Source organism: Leucobacter sp. M11 (assembly GCF_035726885.1).
Taxonomy (GTDB): domain Bacteria; phylum Actinomycetota; class Actinomycetes; order Actinomycetales; family Microbacteriaceae; genus JAPFRB01.
Window position 1 is genome coordinate 235,050 of record NZ_JAPFRB010000002.1, and the last position, 21,061, is coordinate 256,110.

At 70.2% G+C, this 21,061-nt stretch carries 22 protein-coding genes and 2 riboswitches; of the genes, 11 read left to right on the forward strand and 11 right to left on the reverse strand.

From position 1 onward, the window contains the following. The coding region (locus OOT08_RS05320; protein WP_325091535.1) for an esterase/lipase family protein at positions 1–746 on the forward strand (746 nt) is incomplete at its 5' end. 294 nt (positions 747–1,040) lie between these two features. On the opposite strand, the gene OOT08_RS05325 is transcribed toward OOT08_RS05320, so the two are convergent. Then, complete coding sequence (locus OOT08_RS05325) at positions 1,041–1,304, reverse strand: hypothetical protein (protein WP_325091536.1); 264 nt, start codon at positions 1,302–1,304, stop codon at positions 1,041–1,043. A gap of 204 nt (positions 1,305–1,508) precedes the next feature. On the opposite strand from OOT08_RS05325, the gene OOT08_RS05330 reads away from it, so the two are divergent. Further along, entirely contained in the window at positions 1,509–1,982 is a 474-nt protein-coding gene (locus tag OOT08_RS05330) for a MarR family winged helix-turn-helix transcriptional regulator (protein ID WP_325091537.1), read from the forward strand. 27 nt (positions 1,983–2,009) lie between these two features. On the opposite strand, the gene OOT08_RS05335 is transcribed toward OOT08_RS05330, so the two are convergent. The 5 genes from OOT08_RS05335 to glyA form a co-directional block, all read right to left on the reverse strand. After that, complete coding sequence (locus OOT08_RS05335) at positions 2,010–2,684, reverse strand: hypothetical protein (protein WP_325091538.1); 675 nt, start codon at positions 2,682–2,684, stop codon at positions 2,010–2,012. Between the two features lie 210 nt (positions 2,685–2,894). Continuing rightward, the gene (locus tag OOT08_RS05340; RefSeq protein WP_325091539.1) at positions 2,895–3,587 is read right to left on the reverse strand and encodes a DedA family protein; all 693 of its coding nucleotides are present in this window, start codon (positions 3,585–3,587) and stop codon (positions 2,895–2,897) included. 100 nt (positions 3,588–3,687) lie between these two features. After that, positions 3,688–5,031, reverse strand: a complete 1,344-nt coding sequence (gene mgtE, locus OOT08_RS05345; protein ID WP_325091541.1) for a magnesium transporter — start codon at positions 5,029–5,031, stop codon at positions 3,688–3,690. Between the two features lie 412 nt (positions 5,032–5,443). Next, complete coding sequence (locus OOT08_RS05350; RefSeq protein ID WP_325091542.1) at positions 5,444–6,346, reverse strand: bifunctional methylenetetrahydrofolate dehydrogenase/methenyltetrahydrofolate cyclohydrolase; 903 nt, start codon at positions 6,344–6,346, stop codon at positions 5,444–5,446. A 5-nt stretch (positions 6,347–6,351) separates the two neighbouring features. Further along, a complete protein-coding gene (gene glyA / locus OOT08_RS05355) occupies positions 6,352–7,638 on the reverse strand; it encodes a serine hydroxymethyltransferase (RefSeq protein WP_442916199.1) in 1,287 nt (428 codons plus the stop codon). Positions 7,639–7,685: 47 nt separating this feature from the next. Beyond that, a riboswitch (ZMP/ZTP riboswitch) is annotated at positions 7,686–7,770 on the reverse strand. 61 nt (positions 7,771–7,831) lie between these two features. Here glyA and purU point away from each other — a divergent pair. Both purU and OOT08_RS05365 read left to right on the forward strand, forming a co-directional pair. Beyond that, positions 7,832–8,704, forward strand: a complete 873-nt coding sequence (gene purU, locus OOT08_RS05360) for a formyltetrahydrofolate deformylase (RefSeq protein ID WP_325091544.1) — start codon at positions 7,832–7,834, stop codon at positions 8,702–8,704. 75 nt (positions 8,705–8,779) lie between these two features. Further along, positions 8,780–9,145, forward strand: coding sequence for a DUF2568 domain-containing protein (locus OOT08_RS05365; protein ID WP_325091545.1), 366 nt, complete (start codon positions 8,780–8,782; stop codon positions 9,143–9,145). Between the two features lie 57 nt (positions 9,146–9,202). Here OOT08_RS05365 and OOT08_RS05370 read toward each other — a convergent pair whose 3' ends face one another. Then, the gene (locus OOT08_RS05370; protein WP_325091546.1) at positions 9,203–9,997 is read right to left on the reverse strand and encodes an FHA domain-containing protein; all 795 of its coding nucleotides are present in this window, start codon (positions 9,995–9,997) and stop codon (positions 9,203–9,205) included. A 624-nt stretch (positions 9,998–10,621) separates the two neighbouring features. Continuing rightward, complete coding sequence (locus OOT08_RS05375) at positions 10,622–11,836, reverse strand: NADP-dependent isocitrate dehydrogenase (RefSeq protein WP_325091547.1); 1,215 nt, start codon at positions 11,834–11,836, stop codon at positions 10,622–10,624. Positions 11,837–11,990: 154 nt separating this feature from the next. On the opposite strand from OOT08_RS05375, the gene OOT08_RS05380 reads away from it, so the two are divergent. From OOT08_RS05380 to OOT08_RS05400, 5 genes are all read left to right on the forward strand, one after another. Next, on the forward strand, positions 11,991–12,455 hold the full coding sequence (locus tag OOT08_RS05380; RefSeq protein WP_325091548.1) for a GNAT family N-acetyltransferase: 465 nt from the start codon (positions 11,991–11,993) through the stop codon (positions 12,453–12,455). 89 nt (positions 12,456–12,544) lie between these two features. Beyond that, positions 12,545–13,450 carry an EamA family transporter RarD gene (rarD, locus tag OOT08_RS05385; RefSeq protein ID WP_325091549.1) on the forward strand — a complete coding sequence of 302 codons (906 nt, stop codon included), beginning with the start codon at positions 12,545–12,547 and terminating at the stop codon, positions 13,448–13,450. 31 nt (positions 13,451–13,481) lie between these two features. Beyond that, positions 13,482–15,710, forward strand: a complete 2,229-nt coding sequence (locus OOT08_RS05390; protein ID WP_325091550.1) for a heavy metal translocating P-type ATPase — start codon at positions 13,482–13,484, stop codon at positions 15,708–15,710. Between the two features lie 5 nt (positions 15,711–15,715). Next, complete coding sequence (locus tag OOT08_RS05395) at positions 15,716–15,994, forward strand: metal-sensitive transcriptional regulator (protein ID WP_325091551.1); 279 nt, start codon at positions 15,716–15,718, stop codon at positions 15,992–15,994. Next, entirely contained in the window at positions 15,995–16,486 is a 492-nt protein-coding gene (locus OOT08_RS05400; protein WP_325091552.1) for a GNAT family N-acetyltransferase, read from the forward strand. A gap of 80 nt (positions 16,487–16,566) precedes the next feature. Here the strand turns inward: OOT08_RS05400 and OOT08_RS05405 are convergent, their stop codons facing one another. Further along, positions 16,567–17,187, reverse strand: a complete 621-nt coding sequence (locus OOT08_RS05405) for a TetR/AcrR family transcriptional regulator (RefSeq protein ID WP_325091553.1) — start codon at positions 17,185–17,187, stop codon at positions 16,567–16,569. Between the two features lie 130 nt (positions 17,188–17,317). Here OOT08_RS05405 and OOT08_RS05410 point away from each other — a divergent pair, with 130 nt between their 5' ends. Next, the gene (locus tag OOT08_RS05410) at positions 17,318–18,094 is read left to right on the forward strand and encodes an SDR family NAD(P)-dependent oxidoreductase (protein WP_325091554.1); all 777 of its coding nucleotides are present in this window, start codon (positions 17,318–17,320) and stop codon (positions 18,092–18,094) included. An 89-nt stretch (positions 18,095–18,183) separates the two neighbouring features. On the opposite strand, the gene OOT08_RS05415 is transcribed toward OOT08_RS05410, so the two are convergent. Together OOT08_RS05415 and OOT08_RS05420 are read right to left on the reverse strand one after the other, a co-directional pair. Continuing rightward, the gene (locus OOT08_RS05415; protein WP_325091555.1) at positions 18,184–19,131 is read right to left on the reverse strand and encodes a WD40/YVTN/BNR-like repeat-containing protein; all 948 of its coding nucleotides are present in this window, start codon (positions 19,129–19,131) and stop codon (positions 18,184–18,186) included. 59 nt (positions 19,132–19,190) lie between these two features. Beyond that, positions 19,191–19,673 (reverse strand): hypothetical protein, encoded by a 483-nt coding sequence (locus tag OOT08_RS05420; protein ID WP_325091556.1) that lies wholly within the window; start codon positions 19,671–19,673, stop codon positions 19,191–19,193. 125 nt (positions 19,674–19,798) lie between these two features. Continuing rightward, a riboswitch (M-box (ykoK) riboswitch) is annotated at positions 19,799–19,977 on the forward strand. Between the two features lie 276 nt (positions 19,978–20,253). On the opposite strand from OOT08_RS05420, the gene OOT08_RS05425 reads away from it, so the two are divergent. Next, positions 20,254–21,061: P-type ATPase (locus OOT08_RS05425; protein WP_325091557.1), on the forward strand; the 808-nt coding region annotated here is incomplete at its 3' end.

The following is a 21,061-nucleotide window of genomic DNA, read 5'->3' on the forward strand; positions in this document are numbered from 1 at the left end:
TCCGGCGCGCGCTGGGCCTCCCGGTTCGCTCCGTGCGCATCGCGGCCTGGTGGACCCGGGACTACGCCAGCGCGCTGAGCGGCCAACTGCGCGCCCTGGTCCCCGTTCCCACGGCGGGCGCGCTCGGCCGGGGCGTCGCGCCGGGACGTCCGGTGGTCGTGCTGCTGCCCGGGGTCTACGAGCGCTGGCGCTTCCTCCTGCCCCTCGCCCGGGCCCTCCGTGAGCAGGGCTTCGCCGTCGTGCCCGCGCCCGAGCTGGGCTGGAACCGGCGTGGCCTGGATCGCTCGGTCGCCCGCGTGGCCGCGGGGGCGCTCCGTCGCGTTCCCGCCGGGTACCCCGTGCTCATGATCGGCCACTCGAAGGGCGGCCTGATCGGACGGGCGCTCCTCGACCAGACGGGCTCCCCCGTCGCGGCGCGGAACGACGTCGCGCTGCTGACCGTCGCCACGCCCTTCCGGGGCTCGCGCTACGCGTCCTGGTTTCTCGACCCGGCGATCCGCCACCTGCGGCCGAGCGACCCGAGCCTCACCCCGCTCGCGGCCGCCACGCCGGAGTCGAACGCCCGGGTGACGGCGCTCGTGCCCCGCTTCGATCCGCACGTGCCGACCGCCGAGCCGCTCCCCGGCGCACGCACCCGGGTCATCCCGGTGCCCGGGCACTTCTGGAGCGTGCGCTCCCGGCAGGGCGTTGCGATCATCGTCGCCGAGGCCCGGGCGATCAGCGACGGGCTGAGCGCGGGGGCCTGAGCCGCGCAGCCCGCGCCTCCCGCGGCACGTCCCGCCCGGCCGGGTCCCGCGTCGTCAACACCCCAACACCCAACGCCGCAACGCCGCAATGCTTCAAAGCAGCAAAGCCGCAGTGCCGCAATGCTTCAAAGCCGCAATCCCGCAATGACTCAATGCCTCAATGGGCCAACGAGCCAACGAGCCAACGGGCCAACACCGAAAAAACCGGCCCGACCCGAAGAAACGGGTCGAGCCGGAATCCGACCGACTGAGCACAGGGATGGCGGCGGCGCCGGTCGGAGCCTGAGGGGGGGGTTAGCTGGCGCGCTTCTGGTCGCGGCCGGGGAGCCAGCCCATCGCCAGCCAGAGGCCGAAAGCGTCCACGAGGATGCCCCCGCAGAACAGCCAGATCTCCCAGCCGGGCACGCTGAAGGCCAGGCCCATCATGTAGAAACCGCCGAAGACGAGCACGCAGGCGATGATCGCGACCAGGATCGTCCCGAACGTGTGCCGGGGGGCTGCCGCCCAGATGGTCTCTCCGCGACGCTCGGTCGTCACTCCCGCGTTTGTCTCCGCCACAACACCCTCCAAGTCAATGCGTGCGTCATTAGTTAGCGCACACACTAATCATGCCCCAACTAGTCCGGAAAGCCAATTCCCGGCGCTGTGATTCCGCCGTGAGCCACCCCGGGCCCGGCGGCGTCCCCGGCGGGCAGCCCAGCGGCGCACCGGGCGGGGAGCCGCCCCTGGCCGGAACGCGACGGGATGGGGGATAATCAAGGCATGACCGCCACACCCGACCCACTCGCCCTGGAGAGCCAGGTCTGCTTCGCGCTGACCGTCGCCTCGCGGAGCATCGTGGCCGCCTACCGCCCCGTACTCGACCCGATGGGCATCACCCACCCGCAGTACCTCGTCATGCTCGCGCTGTGGCAGCACGGCGACCTGAACCTCAACGCCCTCGCCCGCCTCCTGCACCAGGAGTCCTCGACCGTCTCCCCCATCGTGAAGCGGCTGGAAACCCTCGGGCTCCTCAGCCGCGACCGCGCGAGCGATGACGAGCGCAAGATCGAGATCCGTCTGACCGAGCGCGGCCAGGCGATGAAGGCCGAGGCAAGCCGGGTCCCGCACGAGATGGCGGATCGGCTCGGGCTCGACCACAGCGAACTCACGGAGCTGCACCGCAGCATGCTCCGGCTCGTCGAGGCCACCACCCGGGCCAGCGCCGTCGCCGCCCAGGAGCACGGGGAGGGCTAGCCGCCCGGTCCGCCCCCGCGAGCCGGATCAGCCCCAGATCTGGGCCACCATCCGCGGGGTGTAGCTCGTCGGCGGGGTGCCGCCCCACTCCGTGTGCAGCCAGATGTCATCCCGCAGGAAGGCGGAGACGCCGTTCGGCACCCCGCCCGACTCGGCCTCGGTCGTGCAGCGCATGCCGCCGTCCGCGTCGAGGCACACGTAGCCCTCCGCGGCGAAGCTGCCAATCGCCCGCTCGCGCTCGGACGCGTCGAGTCCGCGCATCACCGAGGTCACCGGGGGCTCGTCGTTCGAGGTCGGTGTCGGATGGCTCCAGAAGCACACGAAATCGAGCCGCTCCTCGGCGAGGCTCGTGAGATCAGCGGCGTGCGTTTTCGGCCCCGTCGTCAGCGTTGCGTCGCTCAGGTGATCCGGATTCAGCTCGAGCCCGCGCCCGGCCAGCTCGTCACGGGTGGAACCCGGGAAGAGGTCGCCGCACCCGCGCAGCGTCGGGCCGGTCTGCCGGGCCATCAGCGTCGGGTTCCCCTCCGCGCGCGACAGGCCGCGGAGCGTCTGCCCCGCCGAGGCCCCCGCGTCCTCACGGCCGGGGGCGTCCCGCGATTCCCGCTCACGCTCGCTCTTCGGCTTCCAGGCGGAGGGGCCAGGGCTCGGCGCTTCCTGGCTCGTGGCCGCCGGGGCGCTGGGCGTGGGCGCGCCGTCGGACACGACCGGAGCGGAGGCGCAACCGCTCAGCGCAACCGCCACTGCCGCCAGCAGAACCAGAGGGCCGCGAACACCGCGGGACGGCCACACCCGCTCAAATCCGAGAGTCACGCCTCAGACGCTATCAGGTCCGACACGCCGCGGCGAGCCCTCCCGGGCGACGGCGCTCGGGCCGCGCCGGGCGGCCCCTCGGCTCCTTGGTTCCCCCCTCGGTTACCGCTCGGTGGCCTGACGCTCCGCGGCGCGCTTGCGCAGCGCCTCGCGCCCAGCCTTCGACAGCTCCACGAGGAGCGGGATGCCGCTGATGAAGACGATGCCCAGGATGAAGTACTCGGCGTAGTCATTGACGAAGTCGATCTTGCCGAGGAAGTACCCGATCAGGGTGACCCCAACGCCCCAGAGCAGGGCACCGATGAGGTTGTAGACGAGAAAGTGCCGGCGGCGCATCTGGCCGACCCCGGCCGCGGCGGGCACGAAGGCCCGGAAGACCGGCAGGAACCGGGCGAGGACGATGGCCTTCGGGCCGAACTTCTTGAAGAACTCACCCGTGCGCTTGACGTTCGCCGGGTTGAAGACCCGGCTCTGTTCCCGCGAGAAGATCGCGGGGCCGAGCTTGCGGCCGAGCGTAAAGCCCATCTGATCGCCGAGGAAGGCCGCCACAAAGACGAGCAGACAGGTGACCACGATCGGATAGGGAATGATCCCGGTGGCCGTCATCAGCCCGACCGTGAACAGGAGCGAGTCCCCCGGCAGGAAGGCGAGCACGAGCACCCCGGTTTCCAGAAACACGATCAGGCACACCCCGATCAACACCGCGGGCCCGAGGGAGTTGATGATCCACTCGGGGTCGAGCCAGTCAATGCCGAACAGTGCCAGCGTGGGGAGGGAGAACAGAGCAGGAATCACGAACGGGTCTCTCGGGCAGAGGTCGGCAAGGGTCGATCAAGTATCCCGTAGCGCGCTGGGGATCAGCCGAGGGCGCACCGCGGGCCCCGGGCCGAACCGGCTAAATCCCGAGCACCGTCTTCGCGATCGTGAAGTAGATGAGCAGGCCGGTCGCGTCGCAGAAGGTCGTGATGAAGGGGGTGGAGAACACCGCGGGGTCCACCCGAATCGTCTTCGCGATGAGCGGCATCGCGCCGCCCACCGTCGCCGCCATCGCGCACACGCACAGGAGCGTGAGCCCGATCACGGTGCCCGTCGGCACGTCGTACACGAGCGAGGCGAGCACGAAGCCGAGCGAGCCGAGGAGGAGCCCGAGCATCGCGCCGACGCGAATCTCACGGAACAGCACCAGCCAGACATCACTCGTGCGCACATCGCCGACCGCCAGGGCCCGCGTAATCGTCGTGGCCGCCTGCGAGCCGGTGTTGCCGCCCGTCCCCGTGAGGAGCGGGATAAAGAGCGCGAGCACGACCTTTTGCTCCAGGGTCGCCTCGAAGACCTCAAGGACCTGGACCGTGAGCAGCGCGGAGACCGCGAGCACGAGCAGCCACACCACGCGAGAGCGGGCGATCGAGAACACCGAGGTGGACAGGTAGGGGCGGCGCAGCGGCTCGCTGCCGCCCGCGCGGGCGACATCCTCGGCCTCGGCGTCGCGCAGGATCTGGTGGGCGTCGTCGATCGTGAGGATCCCGAGCAGGCGGGTCTCGCTGTCCACGATGGGCAGCAGCAGGTACTCGTGGTCGGCGCAGGTCCTGGCCGCGCCCTCTGCCGAGTCCGTGGCCAGGGCGTGCTCCGCCTCGCTCATCAGCTCGGAGATCAGCGTGCCCGGCTCGCTCGCGATGACCTCGCGGAGGCTGACGATGCCGACGAGGCGCTTCGCGCTGTCCGTGACGGGCAGCGTGTAAATCGTCTCGGCGTCCTTCGCCTTCTGCTGCACCCGCACCATCGTCGCCTCGACCGTCTCGTCGGGGTGCGCGTGCACGTACTCGGGGCTCATGCGCCGCCCGACCGAGCCGGAGCGGTAGCCGAGGATCGCGTTCGTGATGACGCGGTCCTTGGGATTCAAGCCCTGGATCAGGCGCTGGGCGACCACCGCGGGCACCTCGTCGATGAGCTGCGCCCGGTCGTCCGGGTCCAGTTCCTGGAAGAGTGAGGCCACCTCGTCGTCGCGGAGCGCGTGCACGAGGTCGCCCTGCACGGCGGGGTCGAGGAACTCGAAGACCTCAAGGGCACGGCCCTTGGCCAGGAGCCGATAGGTGACCGCCGCTTTCGACTGCGGTGAGCGCTCGATAACCTCGGTCACCTCGCGGGGACTGAGATCGTCGAGCAATCGGGAGGCGTGGACGAGGTCGCCGGCGGAAATCGCCTGGTTCAGTTCGTTTTCAACACGGATCAGGTCATCCATGCGTCACCCCCGAGTTCTGTCTGGCTCCGCCCGGCGCTGGTGGCTCCGGGCGGGCAACGTGATCGGCGGCGCCTGGATACGTGCGGGCGGGGAGCCCGGACGCGAGCGCCCCGGGGATCAGGAACCGGGACGAAAACGCCGCGCACTCACCCTATCAGCGTCGGGGGACGCGCCGGAACGGCGGACGGCCGCACCCCCGAGGGGATGCGGCCGTCCGGCTTCGTTGCTGCTGCGCTCAGTCGCGCGGGCAGGAGCAGCGCTGAGCCGCCGAGAAGTCCGCGAGGGCCTCCTCGATGTGCTCACCGCACCCCGCCCAGGTCGCCTTCTGGCAGGTTTCACATAGCACTGCTTGACACATCGTTTCGGCCTCCCAACCGGTCTGGATACCCCCAAGGGTATCGCGGCGGCGTCGCTAGTTGCTGGGAACCACGGGCACGCCCGCGGCGCGCTCGGCCATCTCAACGACGTTCTTGAGCAGCAGCGCGCGGGTCATCGGGCCCACCCCGCCGGGGTTCGGCGAAACCCAGGCGGCACGCGAGGCCACCTCGGGGTCCACATCGCCCACCACGCGGCTCTTGCCGGTCTCGGGGTCCGTCTTGCGCGAGACGCCCACGTCGAGCACGATGGCGCCCGGCTTCACGTCCTCCGCGCGAACGATGCCCTCGACCCCGGCCGCGGCCACGATCACGTCGGCCTGCCGGAGCAGCTCCGGCAGGTTCGTCGTGCCCGTGTGGGTCAGGGTCACGGTCGCGTTAAATTCCCGGCGCGTCAGCAGCGGCCCGATCGGCCGGCCGACGGTGACCCCGCGGCCGACGACCACGACGTGCTTGCCGGCCCAGCTCAGGCCGTTGCGCTCGACCAGCTCGATCACCCCGCGCGGCGTGCAGGGCAGCGGCGAGGTGATCTCGCTGTTCGCGTTGAGCACGAGTCGCCCCAGGTTCGTGGGGTGCAGGCCGTCGGCGTCCTTCGCGGGATCGATGCACTCCAGGATGCGGTCCGTGTCGATGTGCTTCGGCAGCGGCAGCTGCACGATGTAGCCGGTGCAGGCGTCATCGGCGTTCAGCTCGGCGATCACGGCCTCAAGCTCGGCCTGGGTGACCGACTCGGGCAGTTCCCGCTTGATCGAGGAGATGCCGACCTCGGCGCAGTCGCGGTGCTTCCCCGCGACGTACCACTGCGACCCGGGGTCCTCGCCGACGAGCACGGTGGCGAGGCCGGGGATGACGCCCCGGGCGGCGAGCGCCGCCACCCGGGTCGTCAGTTCCTGCTTGATCGACGCCGCCGCGGCGGTGCCGTCCAGTTTCTGAGCGGTCACGCGGCCTACCACTGCTCCAGGCCCGGGTACAGCGGGAAGGCCCGCGCCACGGCGGTGACCCGTGCGGCGAGCGCGGCGACGTCGGCGCCGGGCTTCAGGGTCTCGGCGATGATGTCCGCGACCTCGGTGAACTCGGCGTCGCCGAGCCCGCGGGTGGCGAGCGCCGGGGTGCCGATGCGCAGGCCAGAGGTCGTCATCGGGGGGCGCGGGTCGAAGGGCACGGAGTTGCGGTTGACGGTGATGCCGACGGCGTGCAGGGCGTCCTCCGCCTGCTTGCCGTCGAGCTCGCTGTTGCGCAGGTCCGCGAGCACGAGGTGCACGTCCGTGCCGCCCGTGAGCACGTCGATGCCGATGGCGCGCATGTCGTCGGCGGTCAGGCGCTCCCCGAGGATGCGCGCGCCGCGGAGGGTGCGCTCCTGACGGTCACGGAAGTCGTCGCTCGCGGCGAGCATGAACGCGGTGGCCTTCGCGGCGATCACGTGCATGAGGGGGCCGCCCTGGTGGCCGGGGAAGACGTTGGAGTTGATCTTCTTGGCGAGGTCGGCGTCGTTCGTGAGGATGAAGCCGGAGCGCGGGCCGCCGATGGTCTTGTGCACGGTCGAGGACGTGACGTGCGCGTGGGGCACCGGGTTCGGGTGCAGGCCCGCGGCGACGAGGCCCGCGAAGTGCGCCATGTCGACCCAGAGGATCGCGCCAACCTCGTCGGCAATCGCGCGGAAGGCGGCGAAGTCGATCTGACGGGGGTAGGCGGACCAGCCGGCGATCATGACCTTGGGCTTGTGCTCCAGGGCCTTCTCGCGGACCACGTCCATGTCGATCAGGAAGGTCTCGGGGTCAACGCCGTAGCTGACCACGTTGTAGAGCTTGCCGGAGAAGTTGAGCTTCATGCCGTGGGTGAGGTGCCCGCCGTGGCTGAGCTCCAGGCCGAGGATGGTGTCGCCGGGCTCGGCGATCGCGGAGAGCACCGCGGCGTTTGCGCTGGCGCCGGAGTGCGGCTGCACGTTCGCGAACTTCGCGCCGAAGAGGCTCTTCGCGCGATCGATCGCGAGGTTTTCCGCGACGTCGACGTACTCGCAGCCGCCGTAGTAGCGGCGGCCGGGGTAGCCCTCGGCGTACTTGTTGGTGAGCACGGAGCCCTGGGACTCGAGGACGGCGCGGGGGACGAAGTTCTCGGAGGCGATCATCTCGAGGGTGTCGCGCTGGCGGTCGAGCTCCTGCTGGAGGACCGCGGCGATCTCGGGGTCGACGACCGAAAGCGGCTCGTTGAAATTGGACGGCTGAGTGGACACAATGGCTCCTTAGCGATGTTCCCGCGGGATGCGGGGTGGGCATAATCGAGTGTTGCGGCCCAGGCGTGCGGCCAGTCCTTGTTGCTTCGTCGCTCCCCGATGGTGACCATCTTGACGCCAGTTACGACACTGCGATGATAGCAGGGGCGGCCTCCCCGGTTGGCCCGAGCGTCCCCTCGTGGCCTACTCTGAGGGGATGAGTGATTCCCTGAATTCCCCCTCCCCCACCGACTGGGTGCTCACCCTCAGCTGCGTCGACGGCCCCGGTATCGTGCACGCGATCAGCGGAGCGATCGTTGCCGCCGGAGGAAACATCACGGAGTCTCAGCAGTTCGCGAGCGTCGACACGGGACGCTTCTTCATGCGCCTTGAGGTTGAGCAGGTCACGGATCAGGCCACCTTCGAGGCGGCGCTCGCGCCGGTCACCGAGCGCTACGACATGACCTGGCGGCTCGACGTGGTCGGCCGCCCCGTGCGCACGCTCATCCTCGCGTCGACCGCGACGCACTGCGTGAACGACCTGCTCTACCGCAAGCGCGGGGGCCAGCTGCCCATCGAGGTGCCGCTCGTGCTCTCGAACCACCAGACGGTGCGCGACATCACCGAGTTCAACGGCGTGCCCTTCGAGCACCTGCCGATCGCGTCCCCCGCGGACAAGGCGGCCTTCGAGGCCCGCGTGCTCGAGGCGGTGGCCGAGCACGATATCGAGCTCGTGGTCCTGGCCCGATACATGCAGATCCTGAGCCCCGAGCTCTGCGAGGCGCTGAGCGGCATGGCGATCAACATCCACCATTCCTTCCTCCCCGGCTTCAAGGGGGCCAACCCCTACAAGCAGGCGCACCGCCGCGGGGTGAAGCTCATCGGGGCCACCGCGCACTTCGTGACCACCGATCTCGATGAGGGTCCGATCATTGAGCAGGACGTGGTGCGCGTGGATCACTCGCAGTCCCCCGCGGAGCTCGTCGCCCTCGGCCAGGACGAGGAGAGCCGCACGCTGCGCCGGGCCGTGACCTGGTACGCGCAGAACCGCATTCTGCTCGACGGGGACCGCACGATCATCTTCCGCTAGGGCCTCGCGTGCCCGTCGGACCGCCGTCCTGACCGGCGGGCCGCGGCTCCCGCGGCGAGGCGATAGACTGGCGGGGTGACTGCCCCAGCTGCTCCGAGAGCACTTCCCGCCCTGATGTTCGCCCGTTCCCTCGTGCACCTGCTCGCCGTGATCGCGGTGGGGGTCTGGGGATTCCTCGCCTGGCCGCTGCCCTGGCCCGGCGTGCTGATTGGCGTCGCGGTCTCGCTGCTCGCGGTGCTGCTCTGGGCGCTCTTCCTGTCGCCCAAGCCCGTGCTCGCGGTGGACCGCTTCGGCGGCAGCCTCATCGAGCTGTTGCTGATCGGCGCGGCGGTCGCGGCCGCGCTCGACCTCGGTGTGTTCTGGGTCATCCCGGCGGTGCTCGGGGTGCTCGGCGCCGTGCTGGGCTTCATCACGGCCGGGGTGCGCCCCGCCCGCGCGTAGCCGCCTTCGTGAAACGCACCGACCCCGGGTCGGTGCGTTTTTTCGTTCCCGGGGGAACTACGCCGACGCCGGGATAATCTCCGCGCGGAGGTCGCCAAGCCAGAACGGGCCGGGGACCCGGGCGGGGAGCCCGGGCGGCAGCTCATGCTCGTCCGGTCCCCCGGCGTCGAGCAGCACCCCGTTCGTCGAGAAGAGGTCCACCGCCCACCATTCGCCGTCGACGTGGCTGAGGAGTGCGTGCGTCTTCGAAACCGTGCGGGTGACGTCCACGACTCGGAGCGGGACGGCCTCGGGCGCCTCGGCGGGGGCCTCCGGGCGGCGGCCAACCACGACGACGGCCGCGGTGAGCGCGAGGCGCTCCGAACCCTCGATGAGGAGGACCCAGCCGCGCTCCGGCGTGCGCGCGGCGACCGGGGCGGTGTCCGACACGGCGCCGGGGAGCAGCTGGCTCAGCTCGCTCCGGTCGATCGCGATCGTCTCGGAGGGGTCACCGCCGCGGCCGCGGGCGGCGTCGGCGGGTCGCTCGGTTTGCAGGTGCGCCTCGGGGCTCAGGCGCGGGCGCGTCACGAGCCGCGGTCCCTTGGGCAACCGCGCCGCGCCGCGGGGCGCGGGGGCCTGGGCGCCGGGGTTCGTGGCGGTCAGGGCGGCGACGTCGTGTGCGCGCCGACGGGCGGCGGCCTGGCGCACGAGCGGCTCGGCGCTCGCGAGCAGCTCGTTGATCAGGCCGATCCCGGCCGCGGGGTGCTCGGCCGCGCGCACCGCGAGCTCCGGGCTGAGCCGGGCAAGTTCGCGCAGGCGGGGCTCGGGGAGCGCCGGATTCGCCAGCTCCCGGAAGTGGTCCTGGGGGGTCATCGCCGTCCCATCCTTCCTCGTGTGTCCGCGTGCGCGCCGCTTCTGGATCGGACGCATCGCGGTCCTGCCGCGCTCGGGACGCCCCGCCGCGAGCGGGGTCGCCTCACCCGCGAGACTACCAGCCCGCCCCCGAATGCGGCTGCGGACACCCCTGCCGGGCGACCCGAAACGCGGCGGGCGCTGAGCAACGACGCCCCCGTCGGCAGCCAAAAACGGCCCAAAAAATATATCTTCAAAAAGCGCTTGCATTCCCGCGAGGGCCGTATGTAGTATTCATTATGTAGCAACAAGCCAGGGTAAGAATTCCTACTTCGAATCCAGGTAAGAAGCTACTTTTGAGCCGCGGGTGTCGAATCGCCACCCCCCCCAGCTAGGTAATTCGGCACCCGCACTCAGAGTTCTCAAGGTAATGGTGTGGCTCACAACAACGGCCTCGGACGGAAACGTTCGGGGCCGTTGTCCTGCGTGGGCAGCGTGCACCGTGGGCAGCGCATCGCGCCCCTTCACCTCACCGCCCGCGTGCGCGGGCCCTCGCCGAGCACCTGTGTCCCACCGGCCGCGCCTGCGCACAACGAAGGCCCCGTGTCGCTCGCGCGACACGGGGCCTTCTCCAGGAGCGTCGGCCTAGGCCAGGCGCGCCTTCAGGTTCTCGTCAATGGTCGAGAGGAACTCCTCGGTGGTCTGGAACTCCTGCTCCGGGCCGACGAGCAGCGCGAGGTCCTTGGTCATCTTGCCGGACTCGACGCTCTTGATGACGACGTCCTCAAGGGTGTTCGCGAACTCGATGAGGGCCTGGTTGCCGTCCAGCTTGCCGCGGTGCTGCAGGCCACGGGTCCACGCGAAGATCGAGGCGATCGGGTTCGTGGAGGTGGGCTTGCCCTGCTGGTGCTGGCGGTAGTGCCGGGTCACGGTGCCGTGCGCGGCCTCGGCCTCGACGACCTTTCCGTCCGGGGTGGCCAGCACGGAGGTCATCAGGCCAAGCGAGCCGAAGCCCTGCGCGACGGTGTCGGACTGCACGTCGCCGTCGTAGTTCTTGCACGCCCAGACGTAGCCGCCCTCCCACTTCATGGCCGAGGCGACCATGTCGTCGATGAGGCGGTGCTCGTAGGTCAGTCCCGCGGCGTCGAACTGCTCCTTGAACTCGGCGTCGAAGATCTCCTGGAAGATGTCCTTGAAACGGCCGTCATACGCCTTCAAGATAGTGTTCTTCGTCGACAGGTACACGGGGTACTTGCGGTTCAGGCCGTAGTTCAGCGAGGCGCGAGCGAAGTCGCGGATCGAGGCGTCCAGGTTGTACTGCACCTGCGCGATGCCGTCGCCCGGGGACTGGTAGACCTCGAACTTCTGGGGCTCGCCGCCGTCCTTGGGCGCGAACTCGACGGTCAGCGTGCCCTCGCCCGCGAAGCGGAAGTCGGTCGCGCGGTACTGGTCACCAAAGGCGTGGCGGCCAATGATGATCGGCTTGTTCCAGCCGGGCACCAGGCGCGGGATGTTCGAGATAATGATGGGCTCGCGGAAGATCACGCCGCCCAGGATGTTGCGGATCGTGCCGTTCGGGCTCTTCCACATCTTCTTCAGGCCGAACTCCTCGACCCGCGCCTCGTCGGGCGTGATCGTGGCGCACTTCACGCCAACGCCGTGCTTCTGGATTGCGTGCGCCGCGTCGATCGTGACCTGGTCATTCGTCTCGTCCCGGTGCTCGATGCCCAGGTCGTAGTATTCGAGGTTGATATCCAGGTAGGGGTGAATCAGGGAGTCCTTGATGAACTTCCAGATGATTCGCGTCATCTCGTCGCCGTCGAGCTCTACAACCGTGCCTTCAACCTTGATTTTCGCCAAAGCGTCTCCCGTGTTCAACATGTCCGTGGGGTCCGGTGGGACCAGGGATCATCCTACCCGATCCCCCAGAAACTGTTTTGATGTCGAGATAGTTTGCGTTTCATTCTTCGCGTCCCCGTCTTGCCTTCCGCAAAACAGCGAGTAGCCTAAGGGTATGAGCCAGCTACGACTTGAGGAACTCTCCGCCGCCACGATCGTGGCCGTGAACACGCTCGGACTGAAGCCAGGTCAGGAGCAGTTCATCACGCCGGTCTCCTACGCCGCCGCCGCAGCCGTGACCCCCGTTGACTCCGCCTGGCAGCGCGTCGTGGTGAGCGACGACGAGGTCGTGGGCTTCATCCACGCGAACTTTGACCCCGACGCCATCCAGGAGGAGTTCCGCGCGGCCCTCTGGCGCATCAACGTGGACGCCGACGAGCAGGGCAAGGGCGTCGGCACCTTCGCCGTCTCCGCGCTCCTCGACGAGGCGCGCACGCGCGGCGTCGGCCGGCTCACCGTGCTCTGGGAGCCCGGCGAGGACGGCCCAGAGGAGTTCTTCCTGCACATGGGCTTCCAGCCCGTGGGCGAAACGCCCTACGGCGAGATCATCGGCGCGATCGAGCTCGGCTCGCCCGCATAGGCCCCGCGCCCCGCGGGCGCACCCGACCACCACGAGACTCCCGCTCCGGCGGGAGTTTCGCATTCCACCACGATGCAGCCAAGGACCCCGTGACGACATCCGCCAGCAACCCCAAAGGCGTTGCCTACTCCGTCGTCGCCTCGGTGATGTTCGGCGGGCTCTATTTCCTCACCCCGCTGCTCGCGCCGCTCGACGCGATCACCGTGTGGGCGCTGCGCATCGCCTTCGCGATCCCTTGCATCGCGATCGTGCTGTTCAGCCTGCGCCAGTGGCCGCAGGTCGCGGAGCTCGGTCGCCGGGTACGAACGCGGCCGGTCATCATCCTCGGCCTGCTGCTCAGCGGCGGGCTCCTCGCGGTGCAGCTCTGGCTGTTCGCGTGGGCCCCGCTCAACGGCCGCGGCCTCCAGGTCGCCCTCGGCTATTTTCTCCTGCCGCTGTCGCTCGTCGTCATCGGCCGCTTCCTCTACCGCGATCGCCTGGCCTGGTGGCAGTGGCTCGCGGCGGGCATCGCCGCGTTGGGGGTCGCCGCGGAGCTGATCCGCGTCGGCGGGATCTCCTGGGAGACCCTCGTGGTCTGCCTGGGCTACCCCGTGTACTTCGTGCTCCGTCGCTCCCTCGGCTGGAACCACCTCGCGGGGCAGTTCTGGGAGATGTCCCTGTGGGCGCCGGTCGCGGTGGCCCTCATCGTCATCGAGCTGGCCTCCGGCACCGCGCTCGCCGAGAACCCGATGCTCTGGTGGTTCGCCCCCGCGCTGTCCTTCGCGGCGGCCTTCGCGCTCATCTTCTTCATCCTGGCCAGCCGGCTGCTGCCGATGAGCACCTTCGGCCTGCTGTCCTACCTGGAGCCCGCCCTCCTCATGGTCGCCGCGCTGCTCATCGGCGAGACCATCGCCCCCGAGGAGTTTTTGACCTACGGGGCCGTCTGGGCGGCGGCCCTGCTCGTGGTCACCGGGGGAATCACCGAGGCCGTTCGCGGGCTGCGAAAACAGCCTTGACTAATACCCCTAGGGGGTATATTTTAGGGGCATGAACGAGCATCGGGGACCCCAGCACCAGCAGCATGATCCGCCCGTTGGCCAGGCTCACTCCGCGCGAGAGCAGCAGGCCGGGCACAGCGATCACGCTGACCACACGCACGAGCACACGCCCGCCGAGCACGGCGGCCACACCGACCACACGGCGCACGCGGCAGTCGCGGAGCACGCGGGCCACGACGAGCACGCCGGACACGGCGGACATGACGAACACGCGGGCCACGGCGGACACGAGGGGCACGTCGCCCTGTACCGACGCCTGTTTTGGGTCATGCTCGGGCTCGCGATCCCGACCGTCCTGCTCAGCCCGATGTTCGCGTCCATCGTCGGCTACCCGCTCCCCGACGCGGGGCTGTGGCACTGGATTTCGCCGGTGCTCGGCACGGTCATGTACGTCTGGGGTGGCCGGCCCTTCCTGACCGGCGCCGTTGACGAGATCAGGGCGCGCAAGCCCGGCATGATGCTGCTCATCGCGCTCGCGATCACCGTCGCCTTCCTCGCCTCCTGGGGATCGACGCTCGGCATCCTCGATCACCAGCTCGACTTCTGGTGGGAGCTCGCGCTCCTCGTCGTGATTATGCTGCTCGGTCACTGGATCGAGATGCGCTCACTCGCGCAGACCTCCTCCGCCCTCGACTCGCTCGCGGCGCTGCTCCCCGACACCGCGGTGCGCGTGGAGGGCGAGGAGCTCGTCGAGGTGAGCCCCGCCGAGCTCCGCGTCGGCGACCGCGTCCTGGTCCGCCCCGGTGACCGGGTGCCGGCCGACGGCCGCGTGGTCGAGGGCAGCGCCAGCTTTGACGAGTCCATGATCACGGGCGAGTCCCGCACCGTGCGACGCGGCCCCGGCGACTCCGTCGTCGCGGGGACCGTCGCCACCGACTCTGGCGTGCGCATCGACGTCACGGCAACCGGCGAGGGCACGGCGCTGGCCGGGATCCGCCGCCTGGTGGACGACGCCCAGAACTCTTCAACGAACACCCAACGGCTCGCCGACCGCGCGGCCGGCTGGCTGTTCTGGTTCGCGCTCGGCTCCGCCGCGATCACCGCGCTCGTCTGGCTGATCCTCGGGCGGCCGGACGACGCCGTGGTCCGCACCATCACCGTGCTCGTCATCGCCTGCCCCCACGCCCTGGGCCTCGCGATCCCCCTCGTCGTGTCCATCGCGACCGAGCGGGCCGCGAAGGCCGGCGTCCTCGTGAAGGACCGGCTCGCGCTGGAGCGCATGCGGGAGGTCGACGCGGTGCTCTTCGACAAGACCGGCACCCTCACCGTTGGCAAGCCCACCGTGCTCGAGGTCGCCCCCGTTGCCGGGGTGAGCGAGGACGAGGTCCTCGCCCTGGCCGCCGCGGCCGAGGGCGACAGCGAGCACCCGCTCGCGACCGCGATCACCGGCGCCGCCGCCCGGCAGGGCCTCGCCGTCCCCGCCTCCTCCCACTTCGAGGCGTCACCGGCCGAGGGCGTCTCCGCCACCGTCGAGGGTGCCACGATCGCCGTTGGCGGTCCACACCTGCTCGATCGACACGGCGTGACCGAGCTCGACGCGGCCGAGCCGTGGCGGGCCGAGGGCGCGATCATCCTGCACGTGCTCCGGGACGGGGCCGTGATCGGCGCGCTCAAGCTCGCCGATGAGATCCGGCCCGAATCCCTCGCCGCCGTCGAGGCGCTGCACGCCCGCAAAGCTTCGGTGGTCATGATCACGGGCGACGCCGAGGCGGTCGCCCAGTCGGTTGCCGCCGAGCTCGGCATCGACCGGGTCTTCGCCGGGGTCCGCCCCGAGGACAAGGCCGCCAAGGTGCGCGAGCTCCAGGCCGAGGGACGCACCGTGGCGATGGTCGGCGACGGCGTGAACGATGCCCCGGCGCTCGCCCAGGCCGATGTCGGTATCGCGATCGGCGCGGGCACCGATGTCGCGATCGGCTCCGCCGGGATCATCCTGGCGAGCGACGACCCGCGCGCGGTGCTCTCCATCACGGAACTTTCTGAGCAAAGCACCCGCAAGATGCGTCAGAATCTGTGGTGGGCCGCGGGGTACAACCTGCTGTCCGTCCCGCTCGCGGCCGGGGTGCTCGCGCCCATCGGCTTCGTGCTCCCCATGTCCGTCGGGGCCGTCCTGATGTCCCTGAGCACGGTCATCGTGGCCCTGAACGCGCAGCTGCTGCGCCGACTCGACCTCTCCCCCGACACCCTCGCCCCCACGCGGGCCCCCCGAAACAAAGGCTGATTCCCATGCACGGTTACTCCGAAAACAAAGAAGAACTCCTCAAGCGCCTCCGCCGGGCCGAGGGCCAGGTCCGCGGCATTCACCGCATGATCGAGGAGGACACGTACTGCATCGACGTGCTCACGCAGGTCTCCGCGGTCACGAAGGCGCTGGAGCGCGTCGCGCTCGGCCTGCTCGACGATCACCTCGGGCACTGCGTGGCCGAGGCCGCGAGCCAGGGTGGCCAGGTCGCCGACGTGAAGCTCAAGGAAGCCTCCGACGCGATCGCCCGGCTCGTTCGCTAGATGGGCTCGGCGCTGCGCCTCCGCCCCTTCCGCCGCGAGGACTACCCCTGGTACCGAGCCTGGTACGACGACGCCGAGCTCGACGCACAGCTCGGGCCGATGGACGAGGAGTGGCTCACCGCGGTGCTCACCGAGAGCACGGGCGAGCAGCTCGTGGCCGTCGAAACCGCCGGGCCGCGGGCCGGGGAGCCCGCCGCGGTCGTCGGGATCGTCTGGGGCATCCCCGAGCACCCGGAGCACACCATCAGCGACCTCGCGGTGTGCCCCGCGCTGCGCCGGACCGGCGTCGGCCAGCGCGTGATCGCGGCCCTCGCCGAGCACCGCTTCGGCGCCCCGGCGCGGGGCCTCATCGCCTATGTGGACCCCGACAACCCCGGGGCCCGGGCCTTCTTCGCCGGACTCGGCTGGGCGCACACGCCGCCGCCGCCCGGCGAGGCCGACCCGATGCACGCGTACCGCGCGCCTGCCTCCGAGCCCGCCCCCGCGCGGTGACCGACGCTGCGCGGTGACCGACTCCGCGCGGTGACCGGCTCCGCACGCCCCGAGGGGGACGCCGCGGGAAGCCGGTCAGCTCACCAGGTCGACGTCGCGGGGGCGTCAGGAAAGCGCAGCCACCAGGCCGGGGACGCCGCAAAGATCACCCGGACCGCCCGTTCCAGGTCAATCTCTGGCGCGTGCAACCACACCTCAATTGCTCCGACCGTCCCGGAAGCGGCGTACGCCGCAATCATGTCTAATTCGTTCGGGGTCGCGTCGGACATCTGAGTCGGCACAATCTCGGGATAGCTTCCCAGGTGAGCCCGGAGCTGACGCAGGATCATGCCCTCGAGGTGCTCACGGAGCGGGGCAGCGAGCTTCGGGGCCGCATTTCTCCGGTACACCTCCCCCTGCCGAGAAACGTGAGCCAACAGTGCCCGTTCCCCCGCGTCGAAAGGCGTCGAGGCATCGTGGCCCCCACTCCGCCGGGCATCGATCTCGGGGAACGCATCGCCCACGTCAGCGTTCACGTCTGCGGCGAGCGCAGCAACGAGCAACTCGGTCGGGGAACCGGTGTGCTGGTAAAAGGTCTCCCGAGTCACCCCCGCGGCGCGGCAGACGGCCACAGCGGTGATCTTCGTGATGGGGGTTTCTGCGGCAAGGTGCAGCACGGCCACGCGCAGGCGATCGAGGGAGCGTTGCGCACGTGGGTCCATGCCCCCATGCTACGCGCGGCTGGCCCCGCCACGTTTCCTGACAGGTGTCAGGTAAGTCGGAGTATGATCGGGGGACGTTTGCGCAACGAGCCGGCGTGCTCCGGCTGCGCCGAAGAGAAACGAGGAAATCGTGACCCGATTTACAGACCGCGTCGCCGTAGTCACCGGAGGGGTCTCCGGCATCGGAGCGGCGATCACCCGGAGACTGGTCGCTGAGGGGGCCTCCGTGATGGTGGCCGACATCAACGCGGAGGCCATCGCCACGGCAACGGAGACCTTTGGGGCCTCCGTTGCGGGGCTCGTGACCGATGTCACGCAGGAGAGCGACGTGCAGGCGCTCATGGACGGAGCGGTGTCGCGCTTCGGCAGAATCGACCACGTCTTTAACGTCGCCGGTGGGCAGAAACCAGCTCCCCTGCTCGACATGCCCTACGAGCAGTGGGATTTCAACATTCGACTGAACCTGCACAGCGCGTTCCTCGGAACCCAGCTGGGTGCCCGCGTTTTTCGCGCCCAGGATGGCCCCGGTTCCATCGTCAACATTGCCTCGCTGAATGCGCAGGTGCCCATGTTTGCCGGGGCTGGCTACACGGCGGGGAAGGCGGGCACCGTGATGCTCACGAAGCAGGCGGCCCTGGAACTCGCGGAGTACGGAATCCGCGTCAACGCGGTATCCCCCGGTCTCGTGGCGAGCCCGCTGACCCAGTCGCTGACCGAGGTCCCCGCGATCTACCAGGCCTACATGGATCGCATCCCTGCCGGGCGACCGGCCGAACCCGAAGAGATCGCTGCTGCGGCGCTCTTCCTCGCCTCCGACGACGCGAGCTATATCAATGGGGACAACCTCGTCGTGGACGGGGCCTGGTCCACGACGGGCTACCCGGACATGCGCCCCTTCCTCGGCTAGCCGAGCCCGCCCCCGCGAGGTGACCGGCTCCGCGCGCCCCGAGGGGGACGCCGCGGGAAGCCGGTCAGCTCGCGGAGGGGCGTTCGGGGTTAGGCGGTCTTTGCGAGGACCTGACGCCAGGAGGCGCCGAGGTCATCGCTGACCCGGATGCCCTGTTCATCGCTTACGACGAAGCGGGGCTCCGCCGCGGGGTCGCCGCCGCCGGGCTGCGCGCCCGCGCCGAAGGCCTCGAAGCTGACCCCGGCCTTCCCGAGCCGCTCGGGCTCGGCCCCGTCAATGCGCCAGAGCACCCCGCCCTGGTCGAGGCCGAAGGCCGCCCCCGCGACCGTCTCCACCAGCACGATGCCGAGCTCCGCGTGCCAGGGCTCGAAGCTCACGGCGCCGTCCTGGCTCCGAACGAGGCCCTGCTCCCCGGTCGCGTACACCGTGTCGGTCTGCTCCGGGTCGATCGCGATGTCGAAGGCCGACCCGCGGGCCCCGTCCGACCAGCTCGCGCCGGAGTCGTCGCTCACGATGAGCCCGGAGGACCCGTTGAAGCCCACGAGGCGATGCTCCCCGCCGGGCAGGGGGGCCGCGTCCAGGGCGTGGAAGTCGACCTCGCCCGTGAGGGAGACGTCCTGCCAGGAGCCGCCGAAGTCCTCGCTCGCGATCAGGCCGAGGTTCGGCACCGCGAGATCGGCACGATCGCCCGGGGCCGGGTGCCCCGAGGCAAAGAGGGTGTCCCCGCTCATCGCGAAGCCCATCACGTCGAAGACCTGGCCGCCGAGGCGTTCCCCGGTCTCCGCGGGGCCCTCGCCCGCGGCCGGGACGGGGATCTCCCAGACCCCCTGGTGCGTGGCGACGATGATGGCGTCCCCCCCGGGGGCCGTGTCGAGGGCGTGCACGTGTTGCAGGGCCGCGTAATCGACGGGGCCGGGGCCGGCCTCCGGCTCGGCCGCCGCGCAGGCGCTCAGGAGCAGGGCGGATGCGGACAGCGCCGCGGCGAGCGGCAGGACGGAACGGGACCGGGCAGCGCCGGTCCGGGAAATACGGGTCATCTGAGTGTTTCTTTCGATCGGTGTCGTGCGGGGTCGGATGCGGCGCGCCAGCGCGCGCATCAGGTCCGGCTAATCGACAGTTCGATCGGGGTGGGGGTCTGCGGGCGGACCCCCGTGCTCGGGCTCACGGAACACGAGGGTGCAGCGACCGCTTCGGTGACGAGGCTGGCTCCCGGAACCGGCACCTCTGCGCCAGGCAGCTGGATCTGCGGGCTCTGGCAGGAGGTATCGGCCGTCGGGCACTCGGGCACCGCCGGCTCCGGTGCGTGGCCGGGGGCGCCCGGCGAATCGTGCGCCCCGTCGGGGGCATCGGCCGCGGATTCCCCGGCGCTGTGTCCGGGCTGGACCGACGGCGCCGCGGTCGTGTGCGCCAGCGCCGCCGGACCCCCCTCGGCCGCGTGCGCCCCCGCGTTCGACAGCACCCCGGTCAGACAGAGCAGGACCGCGAGCGCGAGCAGGAGCGCGCCGGGCACCTGGCGGACGGCCCGGGCGATCGCCACGGGCAGCGCCGGCTGGGGGCCTCGGAGTCGGTTCGCGCGCACGACAGCAAGCATAGCCGGGCCCTGCGCCCGGAACGCCGAGTACCGGCGGAGCGCCCCCTCGCCCAGTCGGAGACGAGCACAGGTGAGGGTTGACCCTCCCGGGGAGCGGTGTTAGTGTTCCTGACGCAGCGATCCGTTAGGCGAGGCTCCTGCACGAACACAGGCTACTGATCTGACGACGTCGAGAGACGCCCAAGGTTAGGACAGGTTTTCCCAGATTAAGGGTTGACCCAAAGTAGCTTTTGCCCGGGACCCCCGGCCGAATACGTCGTGCAGTGCCAAAGCTCAGACATGGGAGAGCGACCCCCGAGGAACCCGTCCTCAGCTTTCCGTGTGCGCCGGCGGCTCCGAGCGCCGAGAGGAGGCACCGCATGAGCGACGATCACCCGCGATCTCCCGACCCCGCCGGTCCCCCGCTCGCCGCCCGCGCCTCCCTGGCCCCGCTCACCCGCGGCCCCAGCAGCGCCTGACGAACGGCCAGAACGGCGGAGACCATCTCCCCCCTGCGCTTGCCCGCCCCCATCGGCCCGGTCCTCCGGACCGCCCGGGGCGGCGGCGCACCGAATCGTTTGGATCTCTCATGCCTCGTTTTCGCGTCTCCGACCCGGGTGGACACGGCGGCAAGCCCCGCGGCACCGCCGCGCCGCCCGGTCCCCCCGCCCCGCGCCAGTCGCCACGCCAGCCCAGCCGCCGCGACCCCGTCGCCAGCGACCGCTTCCTGGCGACGGGCCAGCACACCCTCCTCGCCGAGGCGAGCCGCGCCAGCACGGCCGAGCTCTTCGCCACCGTCGGCACGAGCGAACAGGGCCTCGAGCAGGCCGTCGTCACCCAGCGCCTCGAGCACTACGGCCGGAACGAGGTGGACCACGACCGGCCCGCCCCGGCGATCGTCCAGTTCCTGAAGACCTTCACCAACCCGTTCATCCTGATCCTGCTCGTGCTCGTGTCGATCATGTTCGTGACCGATGTGCTCCTCGCCGACCCGGAGGAGGGCCCCGAGGTCACGGGCGTCATCACGATCTCGATCATGGTGCTCGCGAGCGCCATCCTGCGCTTCTGGCAGGAGTACCGCTCCTCGCAGAGCGCCGAGAAGCTCAAGGCGATGGTGCGCACGACCGCCGCGGTCACCCGCACCATCGGCGGCACCCCGATCACCCGGGAGCTGCCGATCGAGGAGTTGGTTCCGGGCGATCAGGTGCAGCTCGCCGCCGGGGACATGATCCCCGCGGACCTCCGTCTCATCCGCAGCAAGGACCTCCAGATCAACCAGGCCATGCTCACGGGCGAGGCCCTGCCCGCCGAGAAGGTGCACACGGAGAGCCGCACGTTCTCCGAGCAGGACCTGCTCGCCGCCGAAAATCTCGCCTTCATGGGCACCTCCGTGGTCT